This is a genomic window from Fulvivirga ulvae, from assembly GCF_021389975.1.
In the GTDB taxonomy this organism is placed as follows: domain Bacteria; phylum Bacteroidota; class Bacteroidia; order Cytophagales; family Cyclobacteriaceae; genus Fulvivirga; species Fulvivirga ulvae.
The window spans coordinates 6,897,100-6,923,664 of record NZ_CP089981.1 but is presented as its reverse complement, the minus strand read 5'-3'; the positions used below and the strand labels follow the sequence as shown (position 1 = coordinate 6,923,664).

The 26,565-nt window shown below is 42.2% G+C and carries 18 protein-coding genes; 11 read left to right on the top strand and 7 right to left on the bottom strand.

Annotated elements, in window-relative coordinates; genetic code table 11:
* The first annotated feature begins 49 nt into the window (after window positions 1-49).
* The gene (locus LVD17_RS28095; RefSeq protein WP_233763720.1) at window positions 50-865 is read left to right on the top strand and encodes a hypothetical protein; all 816 of its coding nucleotides are present in this window, start codon (window positions 50-52) and stop codon (window positions 863-865) included.
* Window positions 866-982: 117 nt separating this feature from the next.
* Window positions 983-1,636 (top strand): hypothetical protein, encoded by a 654-nt coding sequence (locus LVD17_RS28090; RefSeq protein ID WP_233763718.1) that lies wholly within the window; start codon window positions 983-985, stop codon window positions 1,634-1,636.
* A gap of 433 nt (window positions 1,637-2,069) precedes the next feature.
* On the opposite strand, the gene LVD17_RS28085 is transcribed toward LVD17_RS28090, so the two are convergent.
* Window positions 2,070-3,347 carry a tyrosine-type recombinase/integrase gene (locus LVD17_RS28085; protein ID WP_233763716.1) on the bottom strand — a complete coding sequence of 426 codons (1,278 nt, stop codon included), beginning with the start codon at window positions 3,345-3,347 and terminating at the stop codon, window positions 2,070-2,072.
* A 536-nt stretch (window positions 3,348-3,883) separates the two neighbouring features.
* On the opposite strand from LVD17_RS28085, the gene LVD17_RS28080 reads away from it, so the two are divergent.
* Window positions 3,884-4,795, top strand: a complete 912-nt coding sequence (locus LVD17_RS28080) for a toxin-antitoxin system YwqK family antitoxin (RefSeq protein ID WP_233763715.1) — start codon at window positions 3,884-3,886, stop codon at window positions 4,793-4,795.
* A gap of 375 nt (window positions 4,796-5,170) precedes the next feature.
* Here LVD17_RS28080 and LVD17_RS28075 read toward each other — a convergent pair whose 3' ends face one another.
* The 4 genes from LVD17_RS28075 to LVD17_RS28060 form a co-directional block, all read right to left on the bottom strand.
* Window positions 5,171-5,914: a LytR/AlgR family response regulator transcription factor gene (locus tag LVD17_RS28075; RefSeq protein WP_233763714.1), complete on the bottom strand. Its 744-nt coding sequence runs from the start codon at window positions 5,912-5,914 to the stop codon at window positions 5,171-5,173.
* Window positions 5,914-7,863, bottom strand: a complete 1,950-nt coding sequence (locus tag LVD17_RS28070; RefSeq protein ID WP_233763713.1) for a histidine kinase — start codon at window positions 7,861-7,863, stop codon at window positions 5,914-5,916. The genes LVD17_RS28075 and LVD17_RS28070 overlap by 1 nt, the downstream gene beginning before the upstream one ends.
* 54 nt (window positions 7,864-7,917) lie before the next feature.
* On the bottom strand, window positions 7,918-8,253 hold the full coding sequence (locus tag LVD17_RS28065; RefSeq protein WP_233763712.1) for a DUF4907 domain-containing protein: 336 nt from the start codon (window positions 8,251-8,253) through the stop codon (window positions 7,918-7,920).
* Window positions 8,254-8,324: 71 nt separating this feature from the next.
* Window positions 8,325-10,328 (bottom strand): IPT/TIG domain-containing protein, encoded by a 2,004-nt coding sequence (locus LVD17_RS28060; protein ID WP_233763711.1) that lies wholly within the window; start codon window positions 10,326-10,328, stop codon window positions 8,325-8,327.
* 277 nt (window positions 10,329-10,605) lie between these two features.
* Here LVD17_RS28060 and LVD17_RS28055 point away from each other — a divergent pair, with 277 nt between their 5' ends.
* Entirely contained in the window at window positions 10,606-11,052 is a 447-nt protein-coding gene (locus tag LVD17_RS28055; RefSeq protein WP_233763709.1) for a KTSC domain-containing protein, read from the top strand.
* Window positions 11,053-11,176: 124 nt separating this feature from the next.
* On the opposite strand, the gene LVD17_RS28050 is transcribed toward LVD17_RS28055, so the two are convergent.
* Both LVD17_RS28050 and LVD17_RS28045 read right to left on the bottom strand, forming a co-directional pair.
* A complete protein-coding gene (locus LVD17_RS28050; RefSeq protein ID WP_233763708.1) occupies window positions 11,177-13,405 on the bottom strand; it encodes a M20/M25/M40 family metallo-hydrolase in 2,229 nt (742 codons plus the stop codon).
* A gap of 401 nt (window positions 13,406-13,806) precedes the next feature.
* The gene (locus tag LVD17_RS28045) at window positions 13,807-15,177 is read right to left on the bottom strand and encodes a sigma-54-dependent transcriptional regulator (RefSeq protein ID WP_233763707.1); all 1,371 of its coding nucleotides are present in this window, start codon (window positions 15,175-15,177) and stop codon (window positions 13,807-13,809) included.
* Window positions 15,178-15,704: 527 nt separating this feature from the next.
* Here LVD17_RS28045 and LVD17_RS28040 point away from each other — a divergent pair.
* The 7 genes from LVD17_RS28040 (at window position 15,705) to LVD17_RS28010 (ending at window position 26,430) form a co-directional block, all read left to right on the top strand.
* Window positions 15,705-18,131: an ABC transporter permease gene (locus LVD17_RS28040; RefSeq protein WP_233763706.1), complete on the top strand. Its 2,427-nt coding sequence runs from the start codon at window positions 15,705-15,707 to the stop codon at window positions 18,129-18,131.
* 271 nt (window positions 18,132-18,402) lie between these two features.
* Window positions 18,403-20,841: an ABC transporter permease gene (locus tag LVD17_RS28035; protein ID WP_233763705.1), complete on the top strand. Its 2,439-nt coding sequence runs from the start codon at window positions 18,403-18,405 to the stop codon at window positions 20,839-20,841.
* A gap of 156 nt (window positions 20,842-20,997) precedes the next feature.
* Window positions 20,998-23,391 carry an FtsX-like permease family protein gene (locus LVD17_RS28030; protein ID WP_233763704.1) on the top strand — a complete coding sequence of 798 codons (2,394 nt, stop codon included), beginning with the start codon at window positions 20,998-21,000 and terminating at the stop codon, window positions 23,389-23,391.
* Between the two features lie 146 nt (window positions 23,392-23,537).
* On the top strand, window positions 23,538-24,137 hold the full coding sequence (locus LVD17_RS28025; RefSeq protein WP_233763703.1) for a Crp/Fnr family transcriptional regulator: 600 nt from the start codon (window positions 23,538-23,540) through the stop codon (window positions 24,135-24,137).
* Between the two features lie 57 nt (window positions 24,138-24,194).
* Complete coding sequence (locus tag LVD17_RS28020) at window positions 24,195-24,944, top strand: MBL fold metallo-hydrolase (protein WP_233763701.1); 750 nt, start codon at window positions 24,195-24,197, stop codon at window positions 24,942-24,944.
* A complete protein-coding gene (locus tag LVD17_RS28015; protein ID WP_233763699.1) occupies window positions 24,928-25,173 on the top strand; it encodes a VF530 family protein in 246 nt (81 codons plus the stop codon). The genes LVD17_RS28020 and LVD17_RS28015 overlap by 17 nt, the downstream gene beginning before the upstream one ends.
* 114 nt (window positions 25,174-25,287) lie before the next feature.
* Entirely contained in the window at window positions 25,288-26,430 is a 1,143-nt protein-coding gene (locus LVD17_RS28010) for a DEAD/DEAH box helicase (RefSeq protein ID WP_233763697.1), read from the top strand.
* Window positions 26,431-26,565 lie beyond the last annotated feature (135 nt).

Sequence of the window (26,565 nt, the reverse complement as noted above, 5' to 3'; positions counted from 1 at the left end):
CAAGCGGCAGGAAATCTACTTTTACATCATCACTAAACAACAAAAAATCATGAGAATAAAGACTATAATTATTTTAGTGGGCCTTCTGCTACCGGTTCATTTATTCGGTCAAAGTCTTAAAGCTATACTTTTTAACCCGAATGTATACAGAACCAGAGTAGATTTAACTGCAATACGTTTAATGGATGTAGATCAAAATAAAATCTACAATGATACAGTTGTTATAAATGCTGATAAGAGAAAACTAGATTACAAAGTAATAAGTCAAGACGAAAATGGTTACCTTATTATTAGAATACTTCCAAAAGCCAAAATTTTAATCCCGAAGGATAGTTCAAAGGCTATCACAGTCGTGCGTTACGATTCAACTCAATTGAAAAACGACTCCACTAATGCATACAATTACTATTTCGCGATAAAAAAAGATCAAATTAAACCTCTTGGGAAAACACTTTTGCACTCAGACATAGTCGGTACTCCTCTTGTACAACCATTTAGGCTTAGACCCGCAAAAAAAACCGAAGGCTGGACATTGGGAGGCGAATTTACCTTAAGCTACAATTTCGGTCTTCGGATAAAGCTTGGCAAAAATCCATTACGTCAAAACTTTCTTTCATTTATTCCCTATGGATTTGGTGTTGGAACAGCCCAATATTTTAAGGAAAATCCTGATGGAACCCTTTCTGAAAAGGAAGATGCATTTGCAGTGACCTATTACCAGGGGGGGGTATTGATTACTCTCGGAAAAGTAAACATTGGTGCCTTTACTGGATTTGATGCAATGATAGACAAAAAAAGAGATTGGTTTTATCAGGGTGAGCCTTGGATCTCGTTTGGCCTTGGCTATAAATTTAAAAGTGACTGATCAAAGAAATGATCATCTACTTCTCGAATTCATACGATATATAACTTAATAATCTGCAATTCACTTTTAGCTAATACTTAATGTTGCAACATATAATCCATCATAAATAAGAAAAAAATGAGAGCGTACATCCAACAAATTGACATTACAACTGATAAAAAAGTTGTTGTTTCTGGGCTACTTTCAAGAACCAATTTGAATGCTAAGCTAAAAGAACATATTTATATAAAAGAGCCTGAAGATGGACTCTGGGGCTATACACTTGAGGTAATCCCCACAACGGTCTATGGCGTTGATATGATGATCCCATTTTCTACGGAAGCACCGTGGACAGGAAATGAAAGTGCTAACGGATTAAGAATCACTCAATCAAGTCCTGACCCAGAACACAGGGATTACGAAACGACTCTGCTGAAGGTCAAAAAAGTAGAGAACTTCACAACTGAACAAGCCAACACCGTTGTGTTGCGAGGAGCATCTTTTGATGAACTAACAGGCCAATTAATTATTGATATTAATTACAGTGGTGGCTGCTTTCCTCATTCATTTGCTTTAGAATGGGACGGCTCAATTCTCAAAAGTATTCCACCTTACTATAGGCTAAATTTAGTAGATCTAAGCGATTATGACCCTTGCAAGGCACTCGTGCCAGCTCAACTACGATTCGACATAGAGACAACTGATATTCGAATTCAGAAACCTTCAGGAATTATTGTGGGAACACCCAGAGGTACCAGGCAGGTTATAATAGGTAGAAATCAAAACGGTTAAATGAAACGGCAGATCAGCCGTTGAAACAATCTTCCGCTAGTTTATACTTTTTTTTAATCACCTTTGCTATTTAGCGATCATGCTTAGCTCATAGTTGAGATATTTTGAGGAATCACAGAGCAAGTAAAAAAGAGACGGGTAGAATTATAGGCTGAAAGAGCACTAAAGCGGTACCCTAAGTGGGCATAACAAGTTGTGTTTAGAAGGCTTAACATGACTTGTTATGCCTCTTTTTTAATGCCATTCTTGATTTTTTTTATATTTATAATTCACCCAACCTCGCAGAAATCTTCCTCTTTAGAAACAAATGGAAGACCACGCCTACAAGCATTCTCGTATGGTATATCTATTTTTTTAAAGTGTATTGATTGGCAGTTTTTACAGAAAAAAGGGTGTTAAATTGTTGACACCCTTTATTTTTATAGAGATGTCTTCACTCACTAGGTATGAGAGAGAAAACGGAATCCGCTGCTTTATCAAGAACTTCATTTTCCAGATCAGCCAGATACGCTTCTGTAGAGACGTAATCAGTATGGCCGAGCATATCACCAATGACATTTGTTGAAATACCACTTTTTAAGCTTCCAGTAGCGAATGTGTGTCTTATTACATAACTTGTAAGCTTTAGTGGTAACTTAACATCCTCTCCGATTCTGTTAAGACGCTTATTAAATGTAGCACGCCGATTATTATAGATTTCGTACACCAAACTTGCCTCAAGATGAATGAATTTTTCAAGTATAGGGAAGACTAGATTTCCAGGCCGTTCTTCTTTTAAATAATATGATAAAATTTCCAAAGCCTCTTTTGGAAGTTTTACGTTTAATGTTTTCGTATTCTTTCTACTTTTGGTTTTAGTACGCATATACATTAGCCGGCCATCAACTATTTTGTCCCTTGTCAAAAAAGCTATGTCAACAAAATTCATTCCTCTACAGAAAAAAGAGAACAAAATATAGTTACGAGTATGCCACTTAGTTGTGCCTTCCTCGTAAGGAAGTTTGGCAATTTGCCGTATGTATTCAATCGGTATTGCTCTTTTCTGCGTTCTTGCGTTCTGAATAGAGTAACCAGTAGGTCCAAACGGGTAATCATTTCTGGTGACTTCGACGCTTTTGTCTTTGATTGCCAAATTATAGATTCGTCTTATATAACGAAGTTGGACACCATAACCATTAATTTTTACTCCTCGCCCTTTGCAGTGAGCTTCATAAGCCATCAACATAGTTTCATCTATATCTTTTAAATAGACATCGCCGGCGTATCTCGTAAATACGTTGATTGCCGACTCCATTCCCTTGGCCATTCCGAATCTTTTCGCCTCTCGATATACTTTAGCTACCTTTTTACCATATTCTTTTAGAGTAGTTCGTCTTATCTCGTTAATAGGAAAGTTTCTTGTACTAGTTTCGTTGATCTCTTTTTTTATAATCTCGGCTAGCTGATAAACAGACATGTCCTTCAAGTTAAAGTCATACATTGCAATTAAGCTTTCAGCAGCACTGAACTTTGAGGTTATCTGAGCATTAACCCTAGTGGAGTTTGGATAGGATTTTTTTACCCTCTGTTTTTCATTGTTCCAATCTTCAAAAGAGGTCTTGTAGCCTAATGGTATCATCTTAGGAATTCCCTTGTGAGACAGCCTTATTACTATCGGAAACTTTTTTGCTTTCTTGTTTCTTGTATCGAGTATAACTGAAATTGTTGCCATGGACTTTAATTAACTGGTTTATGAAATGCTAGAATCCATAGCTCTACCCCCTCAACACTTTGCTACTTTTTTGCTATGATTTTAACATTTAAACCAACGCTAACATATATATTTATGTTGCGAAAAAGTGCTTTAATTATTTATTAAGGCACTTTTTGTACTATTAATATAGCAAAACAATTAGATTTGGAATCCCCTGATTAAATGTGCTACAGAATGTTTGGGCACTGCCCCGGATCGGGGAGATTCCTGATATTTTCATTAAATTCCTGCATAGAATACGTTCACGTGCGAAAATTCAGGAATGACGGTTTTGGGCGTAGTTCATGCCATTTTTTGAGTGTGATATCATACGTTAAAATCAACCGAATAATTAGCAAAGTCAAAACTCCATCTCCGCGTCGGAGGGGGCATTCTGCCCAAGGCTAAACTACAAGGGGCAAAATTAGCAGCACTGTTGAGTGATGGTATGTCAGAATGTTTAATGGACCACTTGTATGTCAAATTATTATATTTGCCGCATAAAAATGATTCTAATGAAATATAGGTTGGTTTGTTTACTGTTATTGTGCTTTGTAGCTGAAATATCTTATGCTCAAGAGCTGACGAAAAAGAAGAAGAATAAGGGGGGAATTACCCAGGAGTATTACGTGCTAAAGGCTGATAAAAATATGAAGTATGGAGAGTCGCTAACCACTTTTAAAGATATTTTGAATAATCAGTTTCTCATTGAGTATGGTTATTATAAGTATGGAATAAAGGATGGTGTCTGGCTGACTTTTTATTATTCAAACCCAAGTAATTTTCTGAAATCAGCTGGCGAGTATAGGAATGGGAAGAGAGAAGGAAACTGGAGGTATTATTATCCGGGATTAAGTAATGGTAAGAGCTTACAAACTTTGCTTGGAGCCGAGAAGAGAACTTCGGCGATCAGTGGTAAGGATGGGTTCATTGTAGCGTTTGATTCCACCGGGCAGCAAATTGTGTGTTCTGGTAAGTACAGTGAAGATAAAAAGGTGGGTGTATGGAGTTATTATTCAAGATCAGGCTATTTGATTCATCAATTTGATCACTCCTCAAAGGAGTTTGTTCTGAACCGTTTGCGAGAGGAGGATAATGATTTTTTAGCCTTTTTAGGAGGGCCGGAGAGATTTTATAACAGCTACCATACACTTCAGTTTGAGATAAAAATGAAATCTCCCATATCCAAGTCCTCAGAAGTAGTTTATGAAGTAGATCAAAATGGTACTTATAAATTTATTCATGCCCATGGTGACGAGAAATTTAAAGAGCAAGTGGAACAAGTTCTAAGCGAAATCCCTAATGATTGGGTGTGGCTGGATGCTGAAAGTAACAAGAAGTTACAGATTGTCTCTAAAGTCCTATATAATCCTGATTCGTTTAACAGATATCAGTTTTCACTGGATTTAAATGTAGTAACTCCGTAGGGTTATTTTGTGCTTGAATAAACTGATACATGCTTGTGAAAATACAGCGGGAGTTTCTACCCGTCATTCCAAACGCAGCGAAGCGGAGCTTTGGAATCCCCTGATTAAATGTGCTACAGAATGTTTGGGCACTGCCCTGGATCGGGGAGATTCCTGATATTTTCATTAAATTCCTGCATAGAATACGTTCACGTACGAAAATTCAGGAATGACGGTTTTGGGCGTAGTTCATGCCATTTTTTGAGTGTGATATCATATGTTAATCAACCGAATAATTAGCAAAGTCAAAACTCCATCTCCGCGTCGGAGAGGGTTATACACCCTAAAGAAGCCGGAAATATCGGGTTTCGTATTGTATAGTTTCCTCCTTCTCCTTTATATTTTTAAAATTTTAAAAAGTTGATCGCGCTTGCGGACGGATATAGGGATCTCGGAGTGGTCTTCCAACACAACATAACCTCCTTCGCGCTTATCTATCCGCTCTATAAACTCGATATTGATTAAGTGCGAGTGGTGCACCCTGAAGAAGTTGTGATCAGATAGCAACTCATCATACTCCTTTAATGTTTTTGAGACCAATATTTTCCTGTTATGAGTCAGCGAAAACTGTGTATAATTACCCTGAGCTTCACACCGTATAATGTCAGGAATGGACACCAAGTGGATACTTTCTGTTGTTTTTAAAATGATCTTTTGTGGCGAGGAAGCTGTATGTTTATATGAATTGAGCAAAAGTGAGAACTGGTGTCGCTGATCATTGATACTATGTGCATCTATTGCTTTACTTACAGCTGCTTCAAGTTCTTCCGGGTCAATAGGCTTTAGCAGGTAATCCACAGCGCTATATTTAAAAGCTCTGAGGGCAAATTCATCGTATGCTGTAATAAAGATCAGCTTAAAGGCCGTATGGTTTACAAGCTTGAGCAGGTCAAAGCCGGTGCCTCCCTGGATATTTACATCCAGAAATACAAGATCAGGCATATACCTTTCTATTTGCATTACCGCCGAATTAACACCCTCCGCTTCTGCTACTACCTTTATTTCCGGACAGTGCACATGCAGCATATTGCGTATGGTGATACGGATATTTTCTTCATCGTCAATTATAATTGCTCGCATTATGCTAAACTATAGGGTATATAAAATGAGGCTTGTGTTCCGGTAATAAAATCATTATCATCCCGGAGTTCACTGATTTTCATCGAAGCAAGCGTGCTTTTGCCTTTGTACAGGTTGTTGAGGCGTTCACGGGTAATTTTTGTGGCTAGTGACTGGTGATCACCTGTATTATGCTGACCGGAAGCTTTAATACCTACTCCGTTGTCTGTTACACTGAAATGAATCCTGTTATCACTCATTTCAAATTTCACATTGACTATTCCTTTCTCACTTTTTTGTAAAATGCCATGCTCCAGGGAGTTTTCGATGAAGGGCTGGGCAAACATGGGAGGGATCATAACGTCTTCAGTAATTTCCGGGTCTACCGTGATGTTATACTCAAACTTGTTTTTAAACCGGAGGCGTTGTAATTCAAAGTAATACTGTAAAGCTTCCACCTCCTTGTGAATTGGCACAAAATCCAATCGCGAATTTTCCAGTATCAACCGCATTAGCCGGGCGTATTTAGACAGGTACTTCCCCGCCTCAGCCGGGTTGTTTTGATAAATAAAATGCTGGATACACATGAGCGAGTTGAACAGGAAATGTGGATTCATTTGTGTGCGGAGCAGCTTCTGCTCCAAGGTGAGGGTCTGTTGTTTAAAGCGCAACTTACGTTGGCCGATATAGGTACTGCCAGCCACCAGCAGTAAAACTGAAGTTATGGCTGATCCGATTAACCACATATTTTTTTGTTTAATTTCCAGTTGGTTGATTGAAGCCTCTTGCCGGAGGCTGTTGATTTGCTGTTCCTTTTTTTCGGTCTGATATTGTCGCTCCATTGATGCAATACGCTCTTTGTTTTGTTCACGAAAAATACTGTCGTTGAGCATGTGGAATTTTAACATGTAGCTGTAAGCCGAATCTGCATTACCTAAATTTTTATATACATCTCCCATTTGCCAATAAGAGTCTTTAATACTGGGGGTTAGCTTCAGGGTTTGTGCCAGCTTTAAAGATTCTCGGGCATAGACAAGCGCTTTCCTAAAGTTTTTAAGGGCCATGGCATTGTTTGATAGATTAAAATAGGTATCGCTTAGGTTATGCTGGTATCCAATGAGCTTGCCTATAGTTTCTGCTTCCAGCAGATATTCCCTTGCTTTGAAATGCTCATTATGGGTAGCATACAAGTTTGAAATGTTATTCAGGCACTCTACAAGATTTCTTTGGTTGTTGTTTTTCCTGTGAAGCTTTTCGGCTTTGAGCAGGTAAAACAGCGCCGAATCTCTTTCTGTTTTATAGTCAAACGTCATAGCAATGTTATTGTATCTGGATGCCATAAATTTTTCATCATTATTCATGGCATTGGCCTTTTGAAAATATCTTCTTGCCCTCTCATATTCACCCAGAGGATTACTCAGAATATTCCCAATGTTATTATAAATGGCAGAAAGCTTCTTCTTTTCGTCTATACTTTCAAGCATTTCCGCAGCTTGAAGCAGTAGTTTGAGCGCTTCCTCAGTCTGTCCTAACCTACTTGATGTTATCGAGAGAGAATTATAGGTTAACCCCATTGAGAGTGTATCTTTCAACAGTTGCGAGACGGATAGGGATTGCAGGTAATAATATTGGGCGCTATCATAAGTGCTGATGTTGTAAAAAGCATAACCAAGCCGGCCTAATAACTTAGCCTTGAGCTTTAACGCTGATAAATTTTCGGATGATTGATCCATAAGCCGGGCGGTTTTCACTAGTCCATCCCTTGCTATATCTATTGATTGGGTGTATTGTTGCTTTTCAGCATATAAGCTGCTTACATCAATCAGAGTTGTAATTTCTTTTTCAGTATTTCCCTCAAGGGAAGCATGATTGGCAATAGACAATAGGCTATCAATTTCCTGATGTTGTGCCATAACCGATACTCCCAGAGTAACCGTGAAGCAGAGACAGTAAAGGCTTCTGATAATCATTTCACAAATTAGCCAAAAACAGTGACACTCTTTATACACTGAGGCTTACTAAATTTATTGGTCAAGGGCTCCCAGTTGAGTAAGCTCTTCAAGGGTTATGCTTGGGGGCATCTCTCCCGATTCGATTTTGTTTACCATAAGTTCGGCCGTTTTCCGGGCGCTTAATTCAGATAGAAAACCTCTGTGACCGTGGATTGCCGGTATGGTGGGTTGAATAATTTTCCTCTTGCCATTAAGCCAGATCTCATAACCAAAGCTACCATCATTATTCTCTATGATTTTAATTTCTCCGGAGGTACCCTTGTGCGCTGAAATAAGGGGCGCATTTTCCACTCGGCTGCAGGCGGCCAGCGCTGTTGTCAACATAAGTAAATGAATAAGCTTTAACATATTTTTTTTGATTATGAGAGAGAAACTCCCCGCACAATGTTTATTAAAGTGCGGGGAATTTTATACATCGTTTAGTCTTCAATATATTTGAATGTAGAGCTAACAGAGCCGTTTCCTCCTATGATATAACCATATCCACCCGGAGTGCTGGTACTGGCTACCTGTTGCATGGTGTACGGCAGGTTAGATTTCATGGTCCAACTGTTTGCCACAGGGTTGTACTGATAAAAATCACTTTGAGCTACGTTAGTAACACCCAATCCCATATACCCATAAGAGCCGGTAGAAAAACCAATGCCTGAATTTCTGGCATCCCCGGGAAAATCTGTCTTTTGAGTCCAGGAGTTGGCTACAGGGTCAAATTCCCAGAAGTCTTTTAGCTTTACCGAGCCATTAAAGCCTGTACCTACATATCCTTTTCCGTTTACACTGAAGCCAGCAGCATATATTCTTACGGAAGCGGAGGCGGGCATTGATGCTTTTTCAGTCCAGGTATCACTGTCCGGGTCGTATTCCCACATATCTTTTTTGTAAGCATTATCTGATTTTCCTGTTGTAATGTACCCCTTGCCATAAATGTTAAAAGCTACAGCATGGAGTTTTGGCCCTCCCGGAAAATCCGCCTTTTGTGTCCATGTGTTTGCTGAAGGGTCGTATTGCCAGACTTCACTGAGTTGATTATAAGGGGACTCATTGTTTGCACCACCTATTACATAACCTTTGCCTGATAATGTAAATGCTGAAGCGTAAGCCCTGGATGTGCCTCCGAAATCCGCCTTTTGTGTCCAGGTGTCGGAGTCAGGGTTGTATTCCCAGAAATCTTTGGTTTGTAATTGCCCAAGTCCTGCGTAAACTTTGCTTCCGTAAGAAAAAGTGATGGCATCCATTCTGCTTGGTGACTGGGGTAACTGTGCTATCTTTTCCCATAGTCCGGGCAACACGGTGAAATCAGTTGCGGATACGCCATCAGTACCCCCGACATTCACGGTGATTTTACCCGTGGTTGCTCCTGAAGGTACTCTTACCCATACTATATTAGTACTAGGCAGGTAATAAGGCTCGGTTTCGACCCCGTTGAATTTTACCTTGATTAACTCAAGGCTGTCACCAAAATTACTGCCGTAGAGTTGTATCGTAGAGCCAATCCCTGCCTTATCAGGACCAAATGAAGTAACTACCGGTGCCAGTATTTCAAAATCCATGGCTGATATACCTGATTTTCCGGTAACCGTTATTTCAATTTTGCCGGTGGTAGTACCGTAGTTTGTTATCACTTTAAGCTGTGAGGAAGAAGCGTTGATAACTTTGGCTGCCACTCCGTTGAATTTTACAATATTATCTTCAGGAGTGAGGCTGAAGTTGGAGCCGGCAATAATAACCTGCCCACCTGCTACCCCTCCGGATGGATAAAAATTAGAGATTACGGGATTTTCAGTGATCAGGCTAAAGGTGGTGGCAGACTCTACTGCTTTACCATTGATGGTGACAGTAAATTTTCCTGTAGCTGCTCCGGTTGGAATGGAGGCTGTGATTTGAGTATCATTAACGGCAAGTACAGGAATAGAAAGGCTATTGAGAGTAAGTGTAACCAGGCTCTTGTTACTGCCAAAGTTACTTCCTGAAATAATCACTTCAGTGCCTACTTCCCCTGATCTTGGTGAAAACGAATCAACCGAATGAAGAGATAAAACAGTAAATTCAGGTCCGGTTGCTGTGTCGGCATTTGTTACTACACTTACTTTTCCTGAGGTAGCACCGGCAGGCACTGTCACGGTAAGCTTGGTTGCGGTTGCCGCCGTTAATTTTGCTGTGATAGCATTAAACCTTACCGTGTTTGTAGACATCTGGCTTCCAAAGTTAGTTCCTGTGATCTCAATGGTATCACCAACATAGCCGCTGGTGGGGGAGATGGACCGGATCTCCGAGGCTGCGGTAGGTTCAGGCTGAGGGTCAGCGTCATCTCCGGAGCAATTAGACAGGGTAATGAAAGTCATCGGCAGTACAATTATTATCAAAAGAAGCCTGATAACTGATCTGTAGCTTATGAGGTGCATAAAATTCTTATTCGTGTTCATGGGTATACTTAATTTTTACCCCGAAACTAGGTTGCCCTAACGAGCAAAACCTGACAAATGAGTAAGTGACTGCAATGAACGAGTAAGTGTTTGAGTTTTATTATTTGCTTGTGCCAGATGTATTTAGCTTGTTTTGGTTTACATTGTGTGAGAATGTGATGCAATATCAACATTAGTTTCAGAAGAGCTGGGTTTAGCTGAAAATAAAGAATGTTCAGGTTTATCATTTCGGAGGAATTTACCATTAGCTTTGCGGCTTAATTTTACCCCTATCGCGATGAAGCGTATAAATGAATACCGCAAGCTGTTTAGTGCTGATGCCAATACAGATCTTAAACAATTAAAAACCACTTACAGAAACCTTGTAAAAGAGTGGCATCCTGATAAATTTCAAGATGAGGCAGAAAAAGCTATTGCAGAGGAAAAAAGCCTTAAGATCATCGATGGATATTATTTTTTGGTGAGTATAGCTCCGGAGACCAAAGAGGCTAACCTGGAAGAATACCGCGTAACCACAAGCACATCAGGCATAGCGGACTTTAAACACAAAGGACTGCTGCTCGAAATCTCATTTCTTGATGGCACAACCTATGAGTACTTTGGAGTCAACAAAAATGTAGTTTCCAAAATGGTTAATTGTGATAACCCTTACCGATTTGCCAAGAGGAATATTTTCAATACCTATCTATATAGAAAGTCTAAGAAAGACCTCGAAGTAGCTTAGAAGCATAATTCTTTTAAAAGAAAAAACCACCCCAAAACGGAGGTGGTTTTCACTCGAGGTGCCATGCAGGAACCTTGCTTCCCCCTAATGAAGCTTTTTCTGCCGGCGCCGTTTACTACTACTACTACTGCTTTATAAAACTCTGCGTCTTTTTAATATCACCTGATTCAAATACCAGAATGTAAGTGTGACCGGCAGGCAGTCTGCTGATATCCACTTCCACGCGAGGCTCCAAAATAGTCTTGGTTTCCAGCGTCTTGCCATCAAGTGTCATTATTCTTACCAGTCCTTTATCTTCAAAACCGTCCTCAATGGTCAGCGCTATAGTTTCCGTATTGGCAGGGTTAGGAAATATCTTCATGCCCGCTGCTTCCCTGGCTGTTTCGGCGCCACCTTTTGAGGCCAGTGAGGAGCCATTGATGCTTACCGTATAATCTTCCACCTCTCCATAATCAAAACTTCCGCAGCTTGAAGGTGCATTTCTGTAGCGCATACTAACCCTCATGCGAGTAGTGACCGATGAGGCTCCGGAAGGCACGGTAAACGAGCCGGAGGAAGTGGATGAACTGGTACCACTGTACACCTGCTCTCCCGAGTCCGTAAAGTCTCCGTCGTGGTTGTAGTCGATCCATACTCTCCACACTTCACTGTAGCTGGAATACATGAAGCCGGGCGTCAGGCTAACGCTGTAGGTGTTGCCTGCTGTAAGCGAAACGGACTGGCTGGTGTTGTCAGCATAGCCACCGTCAGATGAAGAGCTGTTGTTAAGGCTGCCTACCGTTACATTTGCTATCCACTCATAGCTGACATCATTACCGGAAGAGGTGCAGTAGCTTACCGGATTGTTGCTCAAAGTGCGGAAAGTGGCACTGGAGGAATAGGCAGACTCCTGTCCTGAGCAGACGGACTTCACCTGAAACTCGTAATTAGTGTCGGCAGTCAGGCCACTTAGTGATTTTGAAGTGGAACTACTGGTAGTTGATACCCAGGAGCCTCCTGCAATACGATACCGGATGCCGTAGCTGGCAGCGCCGGAAGCTGAACTCCACGATACCGTGGCAGATGATGTAGTGATACTGGAAGAAGAAAGACCTGAAGGTACATTGCAGGTAGGGTTTGTACCACCATCTGCTTTTGCGGTTTCAATCAAAAATTCCAGCGCCAGCTTGGCAAACTTGGCAGCGTGTACCGAATTGGGCAGTGGCGCCTGGTTATAAGTGTCCGACGACGTGTGGATGTATGGATTGCTGCCGCTGAAACTGGCTTCAAAAGGGAAAGTAGCGTTGTAACCTTCAGATTCCCAACTGGCATGGTCAGAGCAACCGTAATTGCACTGTGTAGATGAGTAGGTCAGTTGATGGGGGCCGGATGAATTATAATGATTCATCAGCTGCTTCATAAAATTGTTCAGCACTGGCGTAGTGTACTGGTCCTCGATCAGGTACACATCATAGGTCGACCCCTTGTAGTTGGTCATATCAAACTGTGCATAGCCGATTACATTTACATTGTTGTTTGCATAGTCTTCAGCAATTTCTCCCGAGCCTCTCAGGCCTACCTCTTCTGCTGCATAAGCCATGATCTCGATAGTCCTTTGCGGGCGGAAGTCCATTTCAATCAGCACGCGTGCGGCCTCGGTAATGGTGGCTATTCCGGAGGCATCATCATCAGCGCCAGGAGCATTGGAATTGTTCCTGGGGTTGGTAGAATCAATATGCCCGCCGATGATAACATACTCATCAGGGTAAGTAGTACCCTGAATAGTCAGTACCGCAGAAGGCATGTTGGTAGAGGAGTGATTGACGAGCCTGGTGGAGATATCACTTCTGCCGGCAGCCATGTTGGCCCATTTGGCCCTGATGTCCACCACCGATTGTGTGGCAGAGCTGTAAGTGTGGTACCGGGTACCATAGCCCACCAGCATTTGCGTGGTGTTTTCAATCTCATAATTATCTACCAGATTAAGGCTTTGGTTTACATAAACGTCTTGGTCAATAGTATAATTAATGGCAAGCTGGACCTGTTTGGCTGCCTTTTTAGCCTTGGCCTCTTTAATTGACTCCCTGGCTTTCTCCAGCGATGGCATATACACATAACCAGGGCCATGTGTAAGCACATTATGGTGAAGGTGGTCAGCCGCATTTACAGTCATTTTTACGGCACTCACACCGTCAGCACTTTCGTGGATCACCACTTCGCCCGGATAGAGTTTTTGCAACTCACGGGCATCATCGGTGGTCACTGTGGCATAAAATGATTCCTGCTTGCTCATCTCCTGGTCCTGAGACCATACAGAATAGTTCATGAGGCATAGAAATACGATCCATGCCATGATGGGTTTACGATTTTTCATAATAAAATTGGTTTTTGGTTTTAGGTTGGCCTAAATGTATGGGAGAAGCGGCCAGAATACAATTGAAACAAGACAGGAAACTTACATGGTAGGTTAGTTGCTGATATTTGGGTTATTTTAGTATGTGGTGAGCTATTGGACAGGGGCAAAGCATGTTCAAACAAGTAAGTGGCAGGATGGAAAATGACCTGTCACGGGCAGAATAATGTGAATTGAAGGGATTGGCATGTTTATTTGCCTGACTTGGTGACCTACCCAATATAATTGTACTTTATCTTGATTATTAGAAATCGTATGTTGAGACGGATGTCTGTGACATACGAGTTAATAGCTTGAACGGCAATAAACAACCATATCAATAAAGACCATATGCCACTTCTTCTAATAAACAAAATGATTTTCTAAATTCCATGTTTGTTCATACGCCGATACAGCGCTGTTCGGGTCAACCCAAGGCTTTTAGCTGTTTGTGTTACATTGCCATTATTTTCTTCCAGTGACTGCAAAATGAAATCACGCTCCATTTCATCCAGTGTTTTGGCCTGAGAAGGTACCCGGTGTATGGAGGTAGTCGGGCTGATGAATGACTCTACCGAACTGATGGTTTCCCCTTCGCTGAGGATCACGGCACGCTCCACGGCATGCTGCAGCTCCCGGATGTTGCCCGGCCAGTGGTAATTTTTGAGTTTCTCCACGGTATGTTTATTAATGGACAAATTTTGCTTATGGTACTTTCGGGAATAAATGCCCAGGAAGTGGTCTACCAGCAAAGGAATATCTTCAATACGCTCACGCAATGAGGGTATCCTGATTTCGACTGTATTGATGCGGTACAGCAGGTCCTGTCTGAATTTTTGCTCATACACCATCTCGCTTAGCGGCATATTTGTAGCGCAAACGAGCCTGAAATCTACATCGATTTCACGGTTGGCACCCACTCTTCTGATCTTGCGGCTTTGCAATACAGTGAGCAACTTAGCCTGTAATGGCAATGAGAGGTTACCAATTTCATCAAGGAATATAGTGCCTTCATTGGCCAGCTCAAACCTTCCCGGCTTGCCCTGTTTGGCGTCTGTAAATGCCCCTTTCACATGCCCGAAAAGCTCACTTTCAAAGAGCGTTTCGCTGATAGCACCGAGGTCAACACTGATAAAGATCTCGTCCTTTCGCAGTGAAAGATTGTGTATAGCCCGTGCTACAAGCTCCTTTCCGGTGCCATTCTCGCCTAAAATCAATACGTCTGCATCTGTTTTAGCTACTTTAGTGATCAACTCCTTGACCCGCTGTATGGCTGGCGACTCACCGATAAAATCATTAAAATTATGAGGCTTGTCCCTGTTTAGCGTATTCTGTGTTTCCTTTAGGCGTACCACCTCTTTCTTTGATTTCCTAAGCTGCAATGCTGAAAGTATGGTGCCCAGTAGCTTTTGGTTCTTCCAGGGTTTAAGCACAAAATCCGTTGCCCCTTCCTTCATAGCTTTTACGGCCACATCCACCTCACCATAAGCGGTGATCAGGATTACAATCGCCTGCGGATCAATTTTGAGGATCTCACCCAGCCAGTAAAAACCCTCTTCACCGTCATTCATCCCTTTTTTGAAATTCATGTCGAGCAGGATAACATCATAATCCTTGATCTCAAAATAACCAGGTATTTTAGAAGGATCTTCCTCAATATCCACAGAAGAGAACTCCTGCTTGAGAAACATCCGTGCAGTTTCAAGCACATCCCGGTCATCATCCACAATAAGTATATTGGCAGGTACCTTCATTGGTTAGTATTTAGATTTTAGTATTGAGTATTGAGACGGTGACGGTTTACTCAAGACTCGCGACTCATTACTCATGACTACATAGGCAGGTGTCTTCATTTTTAGTATTTAGATTTTAGTATTGAGTATTGAGACAGTGGCGGTTTACTCAAGACTCGTGACTCATTACTCATAACTACACAGGCAGGTGTCTTCATTTTTGTTAGTATTTAGATTTTAGTATTGCGTATTGCGACAGTGGCGGTTTACTCAAGACTCGCGACTCATTACTCATGACTACACAGGCAGGTACCTTCATTGGTTAGTATTTAGATTTTAGTATTGAGTATTGAGACAGTGGCGGTTTACTCAAGACTCAAGACTCCAAATCTACAAAAACTGTATCATAAACAAACGTGCAGGTGTATCGTTTCCGATACATTTAATTTTGGACATGGCTTCAAATTGCTCAAAAATGGGTAATTTGTGTGGTGGCATTGATTTTGGCTATTGTCCGGTAAGATCAGAACCAGAGGAATTTATAAGCTATGCTGAAAAATTATTTACGTATCACCATCAGAAACCTGCAAAAGAACAAGTGGTATTCATTGATCAACATCATCGGGCTTACTATGGGTATTACCGCCAGCCTGATCATTTTTGTGTATATCAATCAGGAGTTGAGCTTTGACGAGTTCCATAAGGATGCCGACCGTATTTACAGAGTGATCCGGGAGTCGGAGAGTGCTACGGGTCTAGATACAGATAAAAGTGTTCCTTACCCGATGATCGGTGCGCTGAAGAATGATTTCACCGAGTTTGAAGCCTCTACACTCTACCATAGCGATGACCGCCCTTTGGCCGTGATCGGTAACGAGAAGTTTGTAGTCGACCACGTGCTGTTTGCAGATTCCAGTTTTTTTAAGGTTTTCAGTTTTGAAGTCATTTCCGGTAATCCTGAAAAAGACCTGGGAGAGCCTAATAAAGCCTTCCTTACAAAATCGCTGGCAGCAAAGTTTTTTGGCGATCAGAACCCGGTCGGTGAAAAGATCAGGTTGCGCAATAAAATAGAAGTGGAGGTAGCAGGCGTGATGGAAGACACGCCTCCTGTATCGCACCTGAGGTTTGACATGCTGGTGTCTTACCCTACCTTCTCAACGGAATACATGGGCTTTGACATGTTTGATATTACCTCGTGGGAGATGACAGCGGAGGGCTATGCCTTTGTGAAGTTAAAGCCTGAGGCCACCACGGAGCAGGCTCATGAGCAATTCAAAAATGTAGTTAAAAAGCATTTTCAGGCAAGGGATCAGGTGTCGCGGCGTTTTCTATTACAGCCATTATTAGATATTCACTTTAACCAAAAAGTAGGCAGCCCCTCATCGGTTAATCCTACATCCCTCTGGGCTTTGGGCACTATCGGCTTGTTTATATTACTCATTGCGTGTGTGAATTTCATCAACCTATCTACAGCCTTGGCCGTAAGGAAGTCTAAAGAAGTAGGGGTAAGAAAGGCGTTGGGGGCCGGACGTTCGCAGCTTGTAAGGCAGTACCTGGCAGATACTTTCATAGTGACCTTGCTCTCAGGCCTGCTGGCCGTGGGTATAGCTGAGCGAATGGTGATCATGTTTAACCAGTTTTTTGAGAAAGAGCTGGAAATGAACCCCTTCGGCAACCCTGAGATCATCGTTTTTGTAATGGTGGTAATTGTGGTTGTAGCGCTACTTTCCGGTCTTTATCCGGCCGTCGTACTCTCAGGATACAATCCTGTAAAGGCATTGAAAAACAATATCCATACGCAAAGCACAACTTCGCTTTTCCTAAGGAAGGGACTCATCATTGTCCAGTTCTTCATCTCACAGGTTTTGATCATCTCCACTATTGTTATAGCCAGTCAGATGGATTACTTCACCTCCAAGCCACTTGGGTTTGACAAGGATGCTATCATCAGCATAGATGTGGAGAAAAATGATCAGGAAACCCTGGAAACTCTGAGGAACAGGCTGATGGCCAACACCTATGTGGAGAATGTTTCTTTTGCATTGGGACCTCCTATTTCCAACAATGTTTTTAGTACGCATTACTACCTGAGCAGTAAAGGCAGAGACCAGGAATACAGGGTGCAGATCAAGCCGGTAGATTATCATTACCTCGAAACTTATGGACTGAAACTGAAGTATGGCCGCTGGTTTCTCCCGGGTGAAGAGAAAAGGTTTAGTGATATCCTTGAAAACAATAAAGCAGACATCGTGTACATACTCAACGAAACAGCAGTCAGAAAACTGGGCTTCAACAATCCTGAAGAAGCCATTGGCGAGCTGATCAGTACAGGAATAAACAATATTTCCGCACCTATTGCAGGTATTGTTGAGGATTATCACCTCGGGTCGTTCCATGAAGAGATTATGCCAGCGATCATGATTCACATGCCTATGTTTTACTACAATGCCGGTATAAAAATAAACTCATCAAACATGAAAGAGGCTATCAGCCATGTGGAAGATGTTTATGTCGATGTATACCCTGATAATATCTTTGAATATGAATTTCTTGACGACGAAGTCAGGGACTTTTATGTGGAAGAGCAGCGTACTTTTACGCTTTTCAAGATCTTCTCATCGGTTTCGATATTTATTTCATGCCTTGGGCTGCTCGGTTTGATCTCTTTTATTGTAAACCAAAGAACAAAAGAAGTAGGCGTAAGGAAAGTCCTAGGGGCCGGAGTAGGTAGCATTATCGCCCTCTTCTCCAAAGACTTTATGGTCCTGGTACTGATGGCCTTCGTGCTGGCAACACCAGCCGCCTGGTACGCCATGAACATCTGGCTCTCAGACTTCGCTTATCAGATAGACATAGAAATATGGTTCTTCGCACTGGCCATTGTGATTTCCGGAGTCATCACCTTCATCACCATAGGCTACCAGTCCTACAAAGCCGCGGTCTCTAACCCGGTGGATGCTTTGAGGGACGAGTAGGTTCGGTGATCGGTGAGCGGTGAACGAGTAAACAGTAATCAGTGCGAGTCGGAAGTAAGGAGACGGAAGATCAAAGTAAGCGTTGGTCGGTGAACAGTAACCAGTGAACGAGTAAATAGTAATCGGTAAACAATGAAAATGAAATTGGTAAAACAAGGAGTATTAGAGAATTGGGATTTGAATATTTCCACGACACTACTATCCTCTTTGGGGGATCATAGGGGTGTTTTTCAACATCAACCAACAACCAATAACCAGTAACAACAAAAAAATGCTAAAAAATTACGTCAACATAGCGATAAGAAATTTCATTAAAGACAGGTTTTATTCCCTTATCAATGTATTGGGTCTGGCAATTGGTATTGCTTCCAGCCTGATCATTTCACTTTATATACTCCAAGAGCTGAGTTATGATGATTTTCATCCTGATGTGGAGCAAAAATACCGGGTCAACCAAACCAATATATGGGATCCTGCGGGGGGAGTGATGGGGTCTTCAGTGCTGCCTTTGGCGCAGGTGTTAGTATCTGAATATCCGGAGGTTAAATCTGCTTTGCGGATAAATACCATGGGTACCCGTACGTTCCGGTCTATACAAAATAACAATACCGAAAGGGTATTTAATGAGCCTTACGTACTTGCTGCCGACTCAAACTTCTTCGCTTTTTTTGGCTTTCCTTTAGTGAAGGGCGATCCTGAAAGTGCTCTTAAAGGGAAAAATAAGGTAGTAATCTCCGAGGCTATGGCTGTAAAATATTTTGGAGAAGACGAAGCCTTGGGTAAAACGTTGTACATTGGCGATGGCAAAACAGCACTGGAGGTTACAGGTGTGGCGTTTCAGCCTGAGAATAGCCACTTTAATTTCGACTTTCTGTTATCCATATACACCAATCCTGATATTAAGCAATTTGAATGGAGCTGGATATGGACCCAGGTGGTGACTTACGTGGAACTTGAAAAGGGAACTAATCCGGTAAAACTGGAAGAAAAATTTAAAGAGATTACTGATAATCATGTAGTAGCTACTTTACAGCGATTTGGAATTGATTATGATGAATTTATGGAAGGTAAAGGAGACTGGACTTTTTATCTCCAGCCTGTTAATGATATCAACCTGTACTCTGCAGGAATAGGTAACCGGTTGGGCAATATAGGAGATATCAAATACATCTATATTTTTTCCTGTGTGGCCGTATTTGTACTTATTCTGGCAGCGATTAATTTCATGAACTTATCTACAGCAAGATCATCATTGAGGGCGAAAGAAATAGGGGTGAGAAAGGTTGTAGGGTCGTCACGAAAGCAGTTAGTGGGGCAATTTCTGGTGGAATCAGTATTGGTATCATTTGCAGCGACCGTAATAGGCCTTGGGTTGATGGAGTTGATCAGGATGTCGATGGGCCAGTTTTTTGATGTACAGGTACAGTCTTTCTGGTCAGAACCGTTCATACTGATCTTTGTAATCATCATTCCATTGGTGCTGGGGCTCGTAGCCGGAATTTATCCTGCTTTTTATCTTACGTCTTTTAAGCCTGCCAATGTTTTGAAAGGAAAAGTGAGCGCCGGCATAAAAAGTGGAGGATTCAGAAATACACTGGTGGTCATTCAGTTCACCATTTCAATAGCGCTGGCCATATGTACACTTATTGTATTTCAACAGCTCAACTATTTTAGTAAAAAGAACCTGGGCTTTGATAAAGAAAATATCCTGGTGATCAACAACGCTCAAAAGCTTGGCGATCAGTTGGAGTCGTTCAGAAATGAATTAGCGGCCCAAAATGGGGTGACAAATGCCGCCATTGCTATGGATATGATTGGCAGGGGCTCTTATGAAGATATTTTCACCAAGGAAAGTGACGATACCAGGCTGGCGATCTCTCAACTTAAGGTTGATGACTATTTCTTCAGCACTATGGGGCTGGAACTGGTGGTGGGGAGATCATTTTCAGAAGACCGGCCTTCTGACATGCAGGCCACCGTTATTAATGAAACAACCATGAAGCTCTACGGCTGGACCGAAGGCAATGTGCTGGGTCAGCGCATCGTTTATTTGGGGGATGATATTGGAGCACTGGAGGTAATTGGTGTAGCGAAAGACTTCAATTTTCAGTCGTTGCGGTATGGAATTAATCCTTTCATGTTCACTCATATAAAATCAACTATGTGGGGAAGTAACAGGATAGTGGCTATAAAAACGAAAAACCAGGAGGTTGGGGAGCTATTGAACATCGCCGAGCAGAAATGGAGAAAGTATGCTGATGATAATCCTTTTGAATACTCCTTCCTCAATGAGGAATTTCAAAACCAGTATCAGTCGGAAGAAAGATTAGGCGCCTTGTTCTCCTTGTTCTCCGGTTTTGCCCTTTTCATTGCAGCTATAGGGTTATTCGGGCTGGCAGCCTATACTGTTCACCAAAGAAGCAAAGAAATAGGTATTAGAAAGGTACTTGGTGCTTCGGTGGGACAGTTGGTAGTGATGCTGAATGGTAATTTTTCAAAACTTATACTGTTTTCATGTCTGTTGGCTTTACCAATAGCCTGGTGGGCTATGGACCAGTGGCTCGATCAGTTTGCGTACAAGGTTGAAGTGGGCTGGGAAGTGTTTGTAATCGCAAGTGCCGTTGCCCTGTTCATTTCCTGGCTCACGGTGAGCTATCAATCTGTAAAGGCAGCACTGGTTAACCCGGTGGAAACACTAAAGGATGAGTAGTTTTCGGTAAATAGTAAGCGGTAATCAGTATTCAGTAAACAGTGAATTTCCACGACACTACTATCCTCTTGAGGGATTATAGGGGTGTTTTTGCACCGCGAACAAGCAACCAGTAACCCAATAACAAGCAACAAGCAATCAGTAACCAGTAAAAAAATGCTAAAGAACTATCTAAAAACCACATTAAGAAACCTCAGGAGAAATCCCTCCAATACATTTATCAATGTCTTTGGGTTGTCGTTGGGTATTACCTGTAGCCTGGTATTGTTCCTGCTCGCTACTTTTCTGCTGAGTTATGACCGTTACCATGAGAACTTCGACCGTATTTACCGGATTGTGCATTCGGAAAATGACCAGCTGGGCAATAGGGTTTATAACAATGGTGTGCCTTCGCCGATGGCGGATGCCGTGAGGGAAGAGGTGCCTGGTATAGAAAAGCTGGCCTTTGTTTCAAACAAGTATACCAATACACTGATATCTATCGAAGATAAAGAAGCTAGCGAAGGCAGGCGGTATTTTGAAGAGCGGGAAGGAGTAGCATATATTGAAGAAACTTTTTTTGACCTGTTTACCCGGCCCATCATCAAAGGAAACAGAGCAGGTTTTGGCCAGCCCGGCAAGGTGATCCTGTCAGAAAAACTGGCAGATAAGTACTTTGGTTCTACGGATATCGTGGGCAAAGAGATTGTGCTGAACAAGGAGCAGGTACTGGAAGTGACCGGAGTGATGGAGGATGTGCCCCGCAACAGCGATTTCCCGTTTGAAATGTTTATCTCTTACTCCACCATTAAAAAAGGCTACGAAGAGCATGGCTGGGGAAGCGTTAGCAGTGATGACCAGATCTATTTGCTGCTTGATGAATCTGTAAAACCCGGAACCATTAATGAAAGCCTGGCGGCATTCAAGGAAAAGCAATTCCCTAACGATAATCAGGATCGATCCTACTTTCTTCAGCCTCTTAAAGACCTGCACTTTGATACGAGGTTTGGTAATTACCGTTATGCGACGGTTAGCAATGGCAATATTATCACCATGGTTTTGGTAGGCTTCTTTATCCTGGTTACAGCCTGCATTAACTTTATTAACCTGTCCACTGCCGTGGCAGTAAAACGTTCCAAAGAAGTAGGAGTGAGGAAGGTACTGGGCAGCACCAGGAAGGAATTGGTCAAACAGTTTATGGGCGAGACCTTCTTCATCGTTTTGCTCTCCATCATCGTTTCCCTGGGCCTGGCGGAGCTGTTGCTTATCTATATCAACCCGTTTCTAGATATCAGCCTAAGTATCAATTGGTTTACTGATGGTAAGATTGAGCTATTCATTTTGAGTACACTCATCATTGTTACGTTCATTGCCGGGCTTTATCCATCCTTTGTAATGGCGAGAATGAAGCCCGCCGTTATTATTAAAAACCAGCTTTCAAATGTCAAAACCTCAGGGATCTCACTGCGCAAAGTTCTTGTCGGTTTTCAGTTTGTGATCACACCATTCTTCATCATTGGTACGTTGGTTTTGATTGCTCAGATGAAATTCATCAAAGAGTCAGACCTTGGGTTTAAAATGGATGCCGTCATTGCTATTGATATACCGGAGAGCAAAGACTTGCAAAAGAAGACGTTGAAAAACAGCATAGAGAGAATTTCCGGAGTTCAGAAGGTGAGCCTTGCCAGCAGAACGCCCCTTTCAGGCTCCATTTCGGTCACGGATATAAAGTTGGAAAATGACCCGCGGGAGTATTATTGTGATATAAAATGGGCCGATGAAAATTATATTCCTATTTACGATATTGAACTCAAAGCAGGAGAAGGACTGAAAGCGGTTGATACTTTGACGCGGGTGGTGGTCAATGAGGAGTTTCTTAAAGTGGCGGGAATAAGTGATCCCGGGGAGGTACTGGGCAGAATGGTACAGATCTGGGGTAGTGATGTTCCAATAACTGGTGTAGTAAAGAACTTTTATTCCAGAAACCTGCGCATGAAAATAGAGCCAGTTATGCTCGTCAATGGCACTGGTAATGCCAGGACGATTTCCGTAAAGCTGAGCGGGCAAAATTTTAACGCTCAACTTGATGACATCAAAGAAGCATGGCAGCAGGTGTACCCGGAATACACCTTTGAATATGAATTTGTAGACGAGGTAGTCGCCGCTATGTATGAGTCGGAAGAAGAGATGGCCGTCATTTTTACCTTCTTTTCTTCAGTCGCCATTTTTATAGGCTGTCTGGGCTTATTTGGCCTGGTTTCTTATACCACCAATCAGAAGGTAAAAGAGATTGGCATCCGCAAAGCGCTGGGCGCATCGGTTCAGAACATCCTTGGCCTTGTGTCGAGAGAATTTATGGCACCTGTACTGGTCGGGTTTGTAATAGCAGCGCCGCTAGGCTGGTACCTGATGAACGAGTGGCTCCAAAACTATCAATACAAAATCAGCCTTGGATTTGATGTTTTTGCCATTGCACTCGCTACCACCATTGTTATAGCTTTGGTCACCACAGGCTATAAGTCATTGCAGGCCGCAAGGTCTAACCCGGTGGATAGCTTGAGGGATGATTAAGCCAGCTTGCAGGTGAGGCTAACCTGTATGAAGAAGATTGCTATCTTTGTTAAGGAAGAATTGCCTTTGCAAGGCCTTTTTTATCGAAGTCTTTAAAGTATATGAAAGTAAAACACATCATAGCAATTCAGGGATTTTTTGAATAGTTGAGGTTGAAGCTTGGTATGGAGCAAAATGACAAAGCACTAATAAATGTAGTAGAGAACAAAGTATCTGTTTCTCCGGAAGAAAAAGTACTCTTAACTGCCTCATTCCATCCCAAAAGCAGCAAGAAAAATGAGTTCCTGCTTAAATCCGGTCAAAGGCCACAGCAACTATATTTTATTGTTTCCGGCTATGTCAGGTGTTTTTATATCGATAATGAAGGCAATGAAATAACCACCGATATACTGTCAGCTCGTGAGCTGGTAACATCTTTTGAGAGCTTTCTTAAAGACATACCTTCTTCTTATAGTATCCAGTGCATTTCCGAGTGTGAGCTGCTGTTCATATCAAAGCAGGATTATCAGGCACTTTATCAGAAAGTGGAGGGATGGCCGGTATTCTGTCAGGGTGTTTATGAGAGCCATATCCTGAAGATGACCTCACGCATCAATGCCTTACAGACCCTCTCTGCGTCAGACAGGTACGAGAAATTGCTCAACAAACAGCCGGAAATAGCCCTTCACACACCAGTCAAGCATTTGGCTTCCTACCTTGGCATCAAACCACAATCCCTCAGCAGGATCAGGAAAGGCATTAAGTAACAAATGTGATTTTTTGCCGGTAGGGTGATTCATAATTTTGAATAAAAATTCGAAACTATGAGCAAAATAATCCCAATTTCTATCTGGCCAGGCGGTTTGATCAACTGCTTTCTCATCAAAGGAGCACAAAAACACATATTGGTAGATACAGGTATCCCCAATAGCGAAGGGAGGATACTCAGGCAGTTGAAGCAGCATAACATCAATGCCGGCGATATAGATCTGATTGTGGTTACCCATGGTCACATAGACCATTTTGGAAGTGCGGCTAAATTGAAAGACATATTCGGGGCATCCATACTAGCCCACAAAGCTGATGAGCGGGCTTACCAATCCGGGCTCGCAGATGTTTCAACTATGAAAGTAAACAAACCTCAATGGAAACTATTTCGGGCACTGGTAAAAGATCAGCGGGCAAAACGTTTTAATCAGGATATTTTAATCGAGGGAGAAGCGGACTATGATCTGGCCCCGTGGGGAACAAACGGTAAAGTGATCCATACCCCTGGACATACTCCTGGCTCTTTATCAGTGATACTTGAAAACGGTGAAGCTATCATTATGGATATGATGGCATCCGGCATACTGCTTGGAGGTGTTATGTTTCGTTCACGGATCAAACACCCGCCCTTTCATGATGATCTGATCGAATTAAAGTCTAGTTTTGAAAAAGTGCTGGCGGCAAAAGGAGAGTTGTACTATCTTGGGCATGGAGGGCCGGTGAGCACAAAGCAGGTGATGGATTATTATAACAAATACCTGGGGACATCCCCGGATAAGATTTCAATAAATGTCAAAAACAAATAGCCCTGAAGAACAACCCAATAACCCTCTGCACGGAGTGAAGCTGGCTGATATGCTGGAATTTCTCGTGGATAGATTAGGGTGGGCCGAAATGGGAGCTAAAATAAATATACGGTGCTTTAACAGCGATCCATCTGTAAAATCAAGCCTTAAATTTCTAAGAAAAACCCCCTGGGCAAGGGAAAAAGTGGAGCAGCTATATTTGAAAGAGGTCAGCAAGCCTAAACGGTAAGCCTTGCCATAGCAAGAGACTTTGGTTGTACTTATAAATTAGCTTCTGCTTTCCCCGATTATTCTCAATATATTTGCACCTGAAATACATCCTCATTTTAATAGAAAATCTCTCATGTCATTTGATGCTCTCGGGCTGGCCCCATCTTTACTTAATGCACTCGCCAGTCAAAAATATTTGAAGCCTTATCCCATCCAGGAGAAAGCTATACCTGCAGTTTTGCGAAGAAAAGACGTGCTCGGGATAGCCAAGACAGGTTCCGGAAAAACAGCCAGCTACGTGCTGCCCATACTTACCAACCTGGAAGGCCGGATAATGGACAAAAGCAGATATATAAGCGTATTGGTATTAGTGCCTACACGGGAACTCGCTATACAGGTCAATGACGTTTTTCACGACTTTGGTTCAGCTCTTCCCGATCAGGTCAGGTCTATGGCAGTTTACGGAGGTGTTTCCATTAACCCGCAGATGAAGTCACTTTATGGTGTAAATGTACTTGTAGCCACACCCGGCAGGCTGCTGGAGCTGGTAGAGTCTAAAGCAGTGCAGCTGTCAGCCATTGAAACTTTGGTACTCGATGAGGCGGACAAAATACTTAATCTGGGTTTTAAGGAGGAGATGAACCGGATTTTTGAACTCTTGCCGGCCAAAAGACAAAACCTTTTATTCTCAGCCACATTAAGCAACGATGTAAAAGAGATCAACCAGTTTTTACTAAATGATCCTGAAGTGATCGAAGTTGAGGCTGTTGAGGAAAACATTGATCAAATCAGGCAACTGGCCTACTTTGTGCCCCAGGAGAAGAAAGGTCCTTTGCTGAGGTATTTGATCAAAGAAAATGACATCAGGCACGTACTTGTTTTTACTTCCACAGTTCAGAAAGTAGATAACGTAACTACCAAACTGCGTAAAAACGGTATAGATGCAGAAGCCATCCATAGTAAAAAAGGACAAAATGCCAGGATCGAGGCTTTGTCTGATTTTAAAAGAGGGAGGCTTCGGGTGCTTGTGGCTACAGACCTGTTGGCAAGAGGTATAGATATAGAATTTTTACCTTACGTTATCAACTACGACCTGCCCCGGTCACCCAAAGATTATGTGCACAGAATAGGCAGAACAGGCCGTGCCGATGCTTCTGGAGATGCCATTTCATTCATCACCCCGGAAGACCAGCACCATTTTAAAGTGATTCAAAAGAAAATGGGCAAGGCCGTCACCATGATCGATAGCGAAAATTTAGACCTGAAAGGGTTTTAGAGGGATGGTGCCAGACGAAATGTACTTACTTTGGCGATAAGAGAATAGTATTTAGACTTACGGTGAACAGTAAATACGTAAACGGTAGACAGTGAACAGCCAAAACCCACGTCATCCCTGAATTTTCTTAATTAA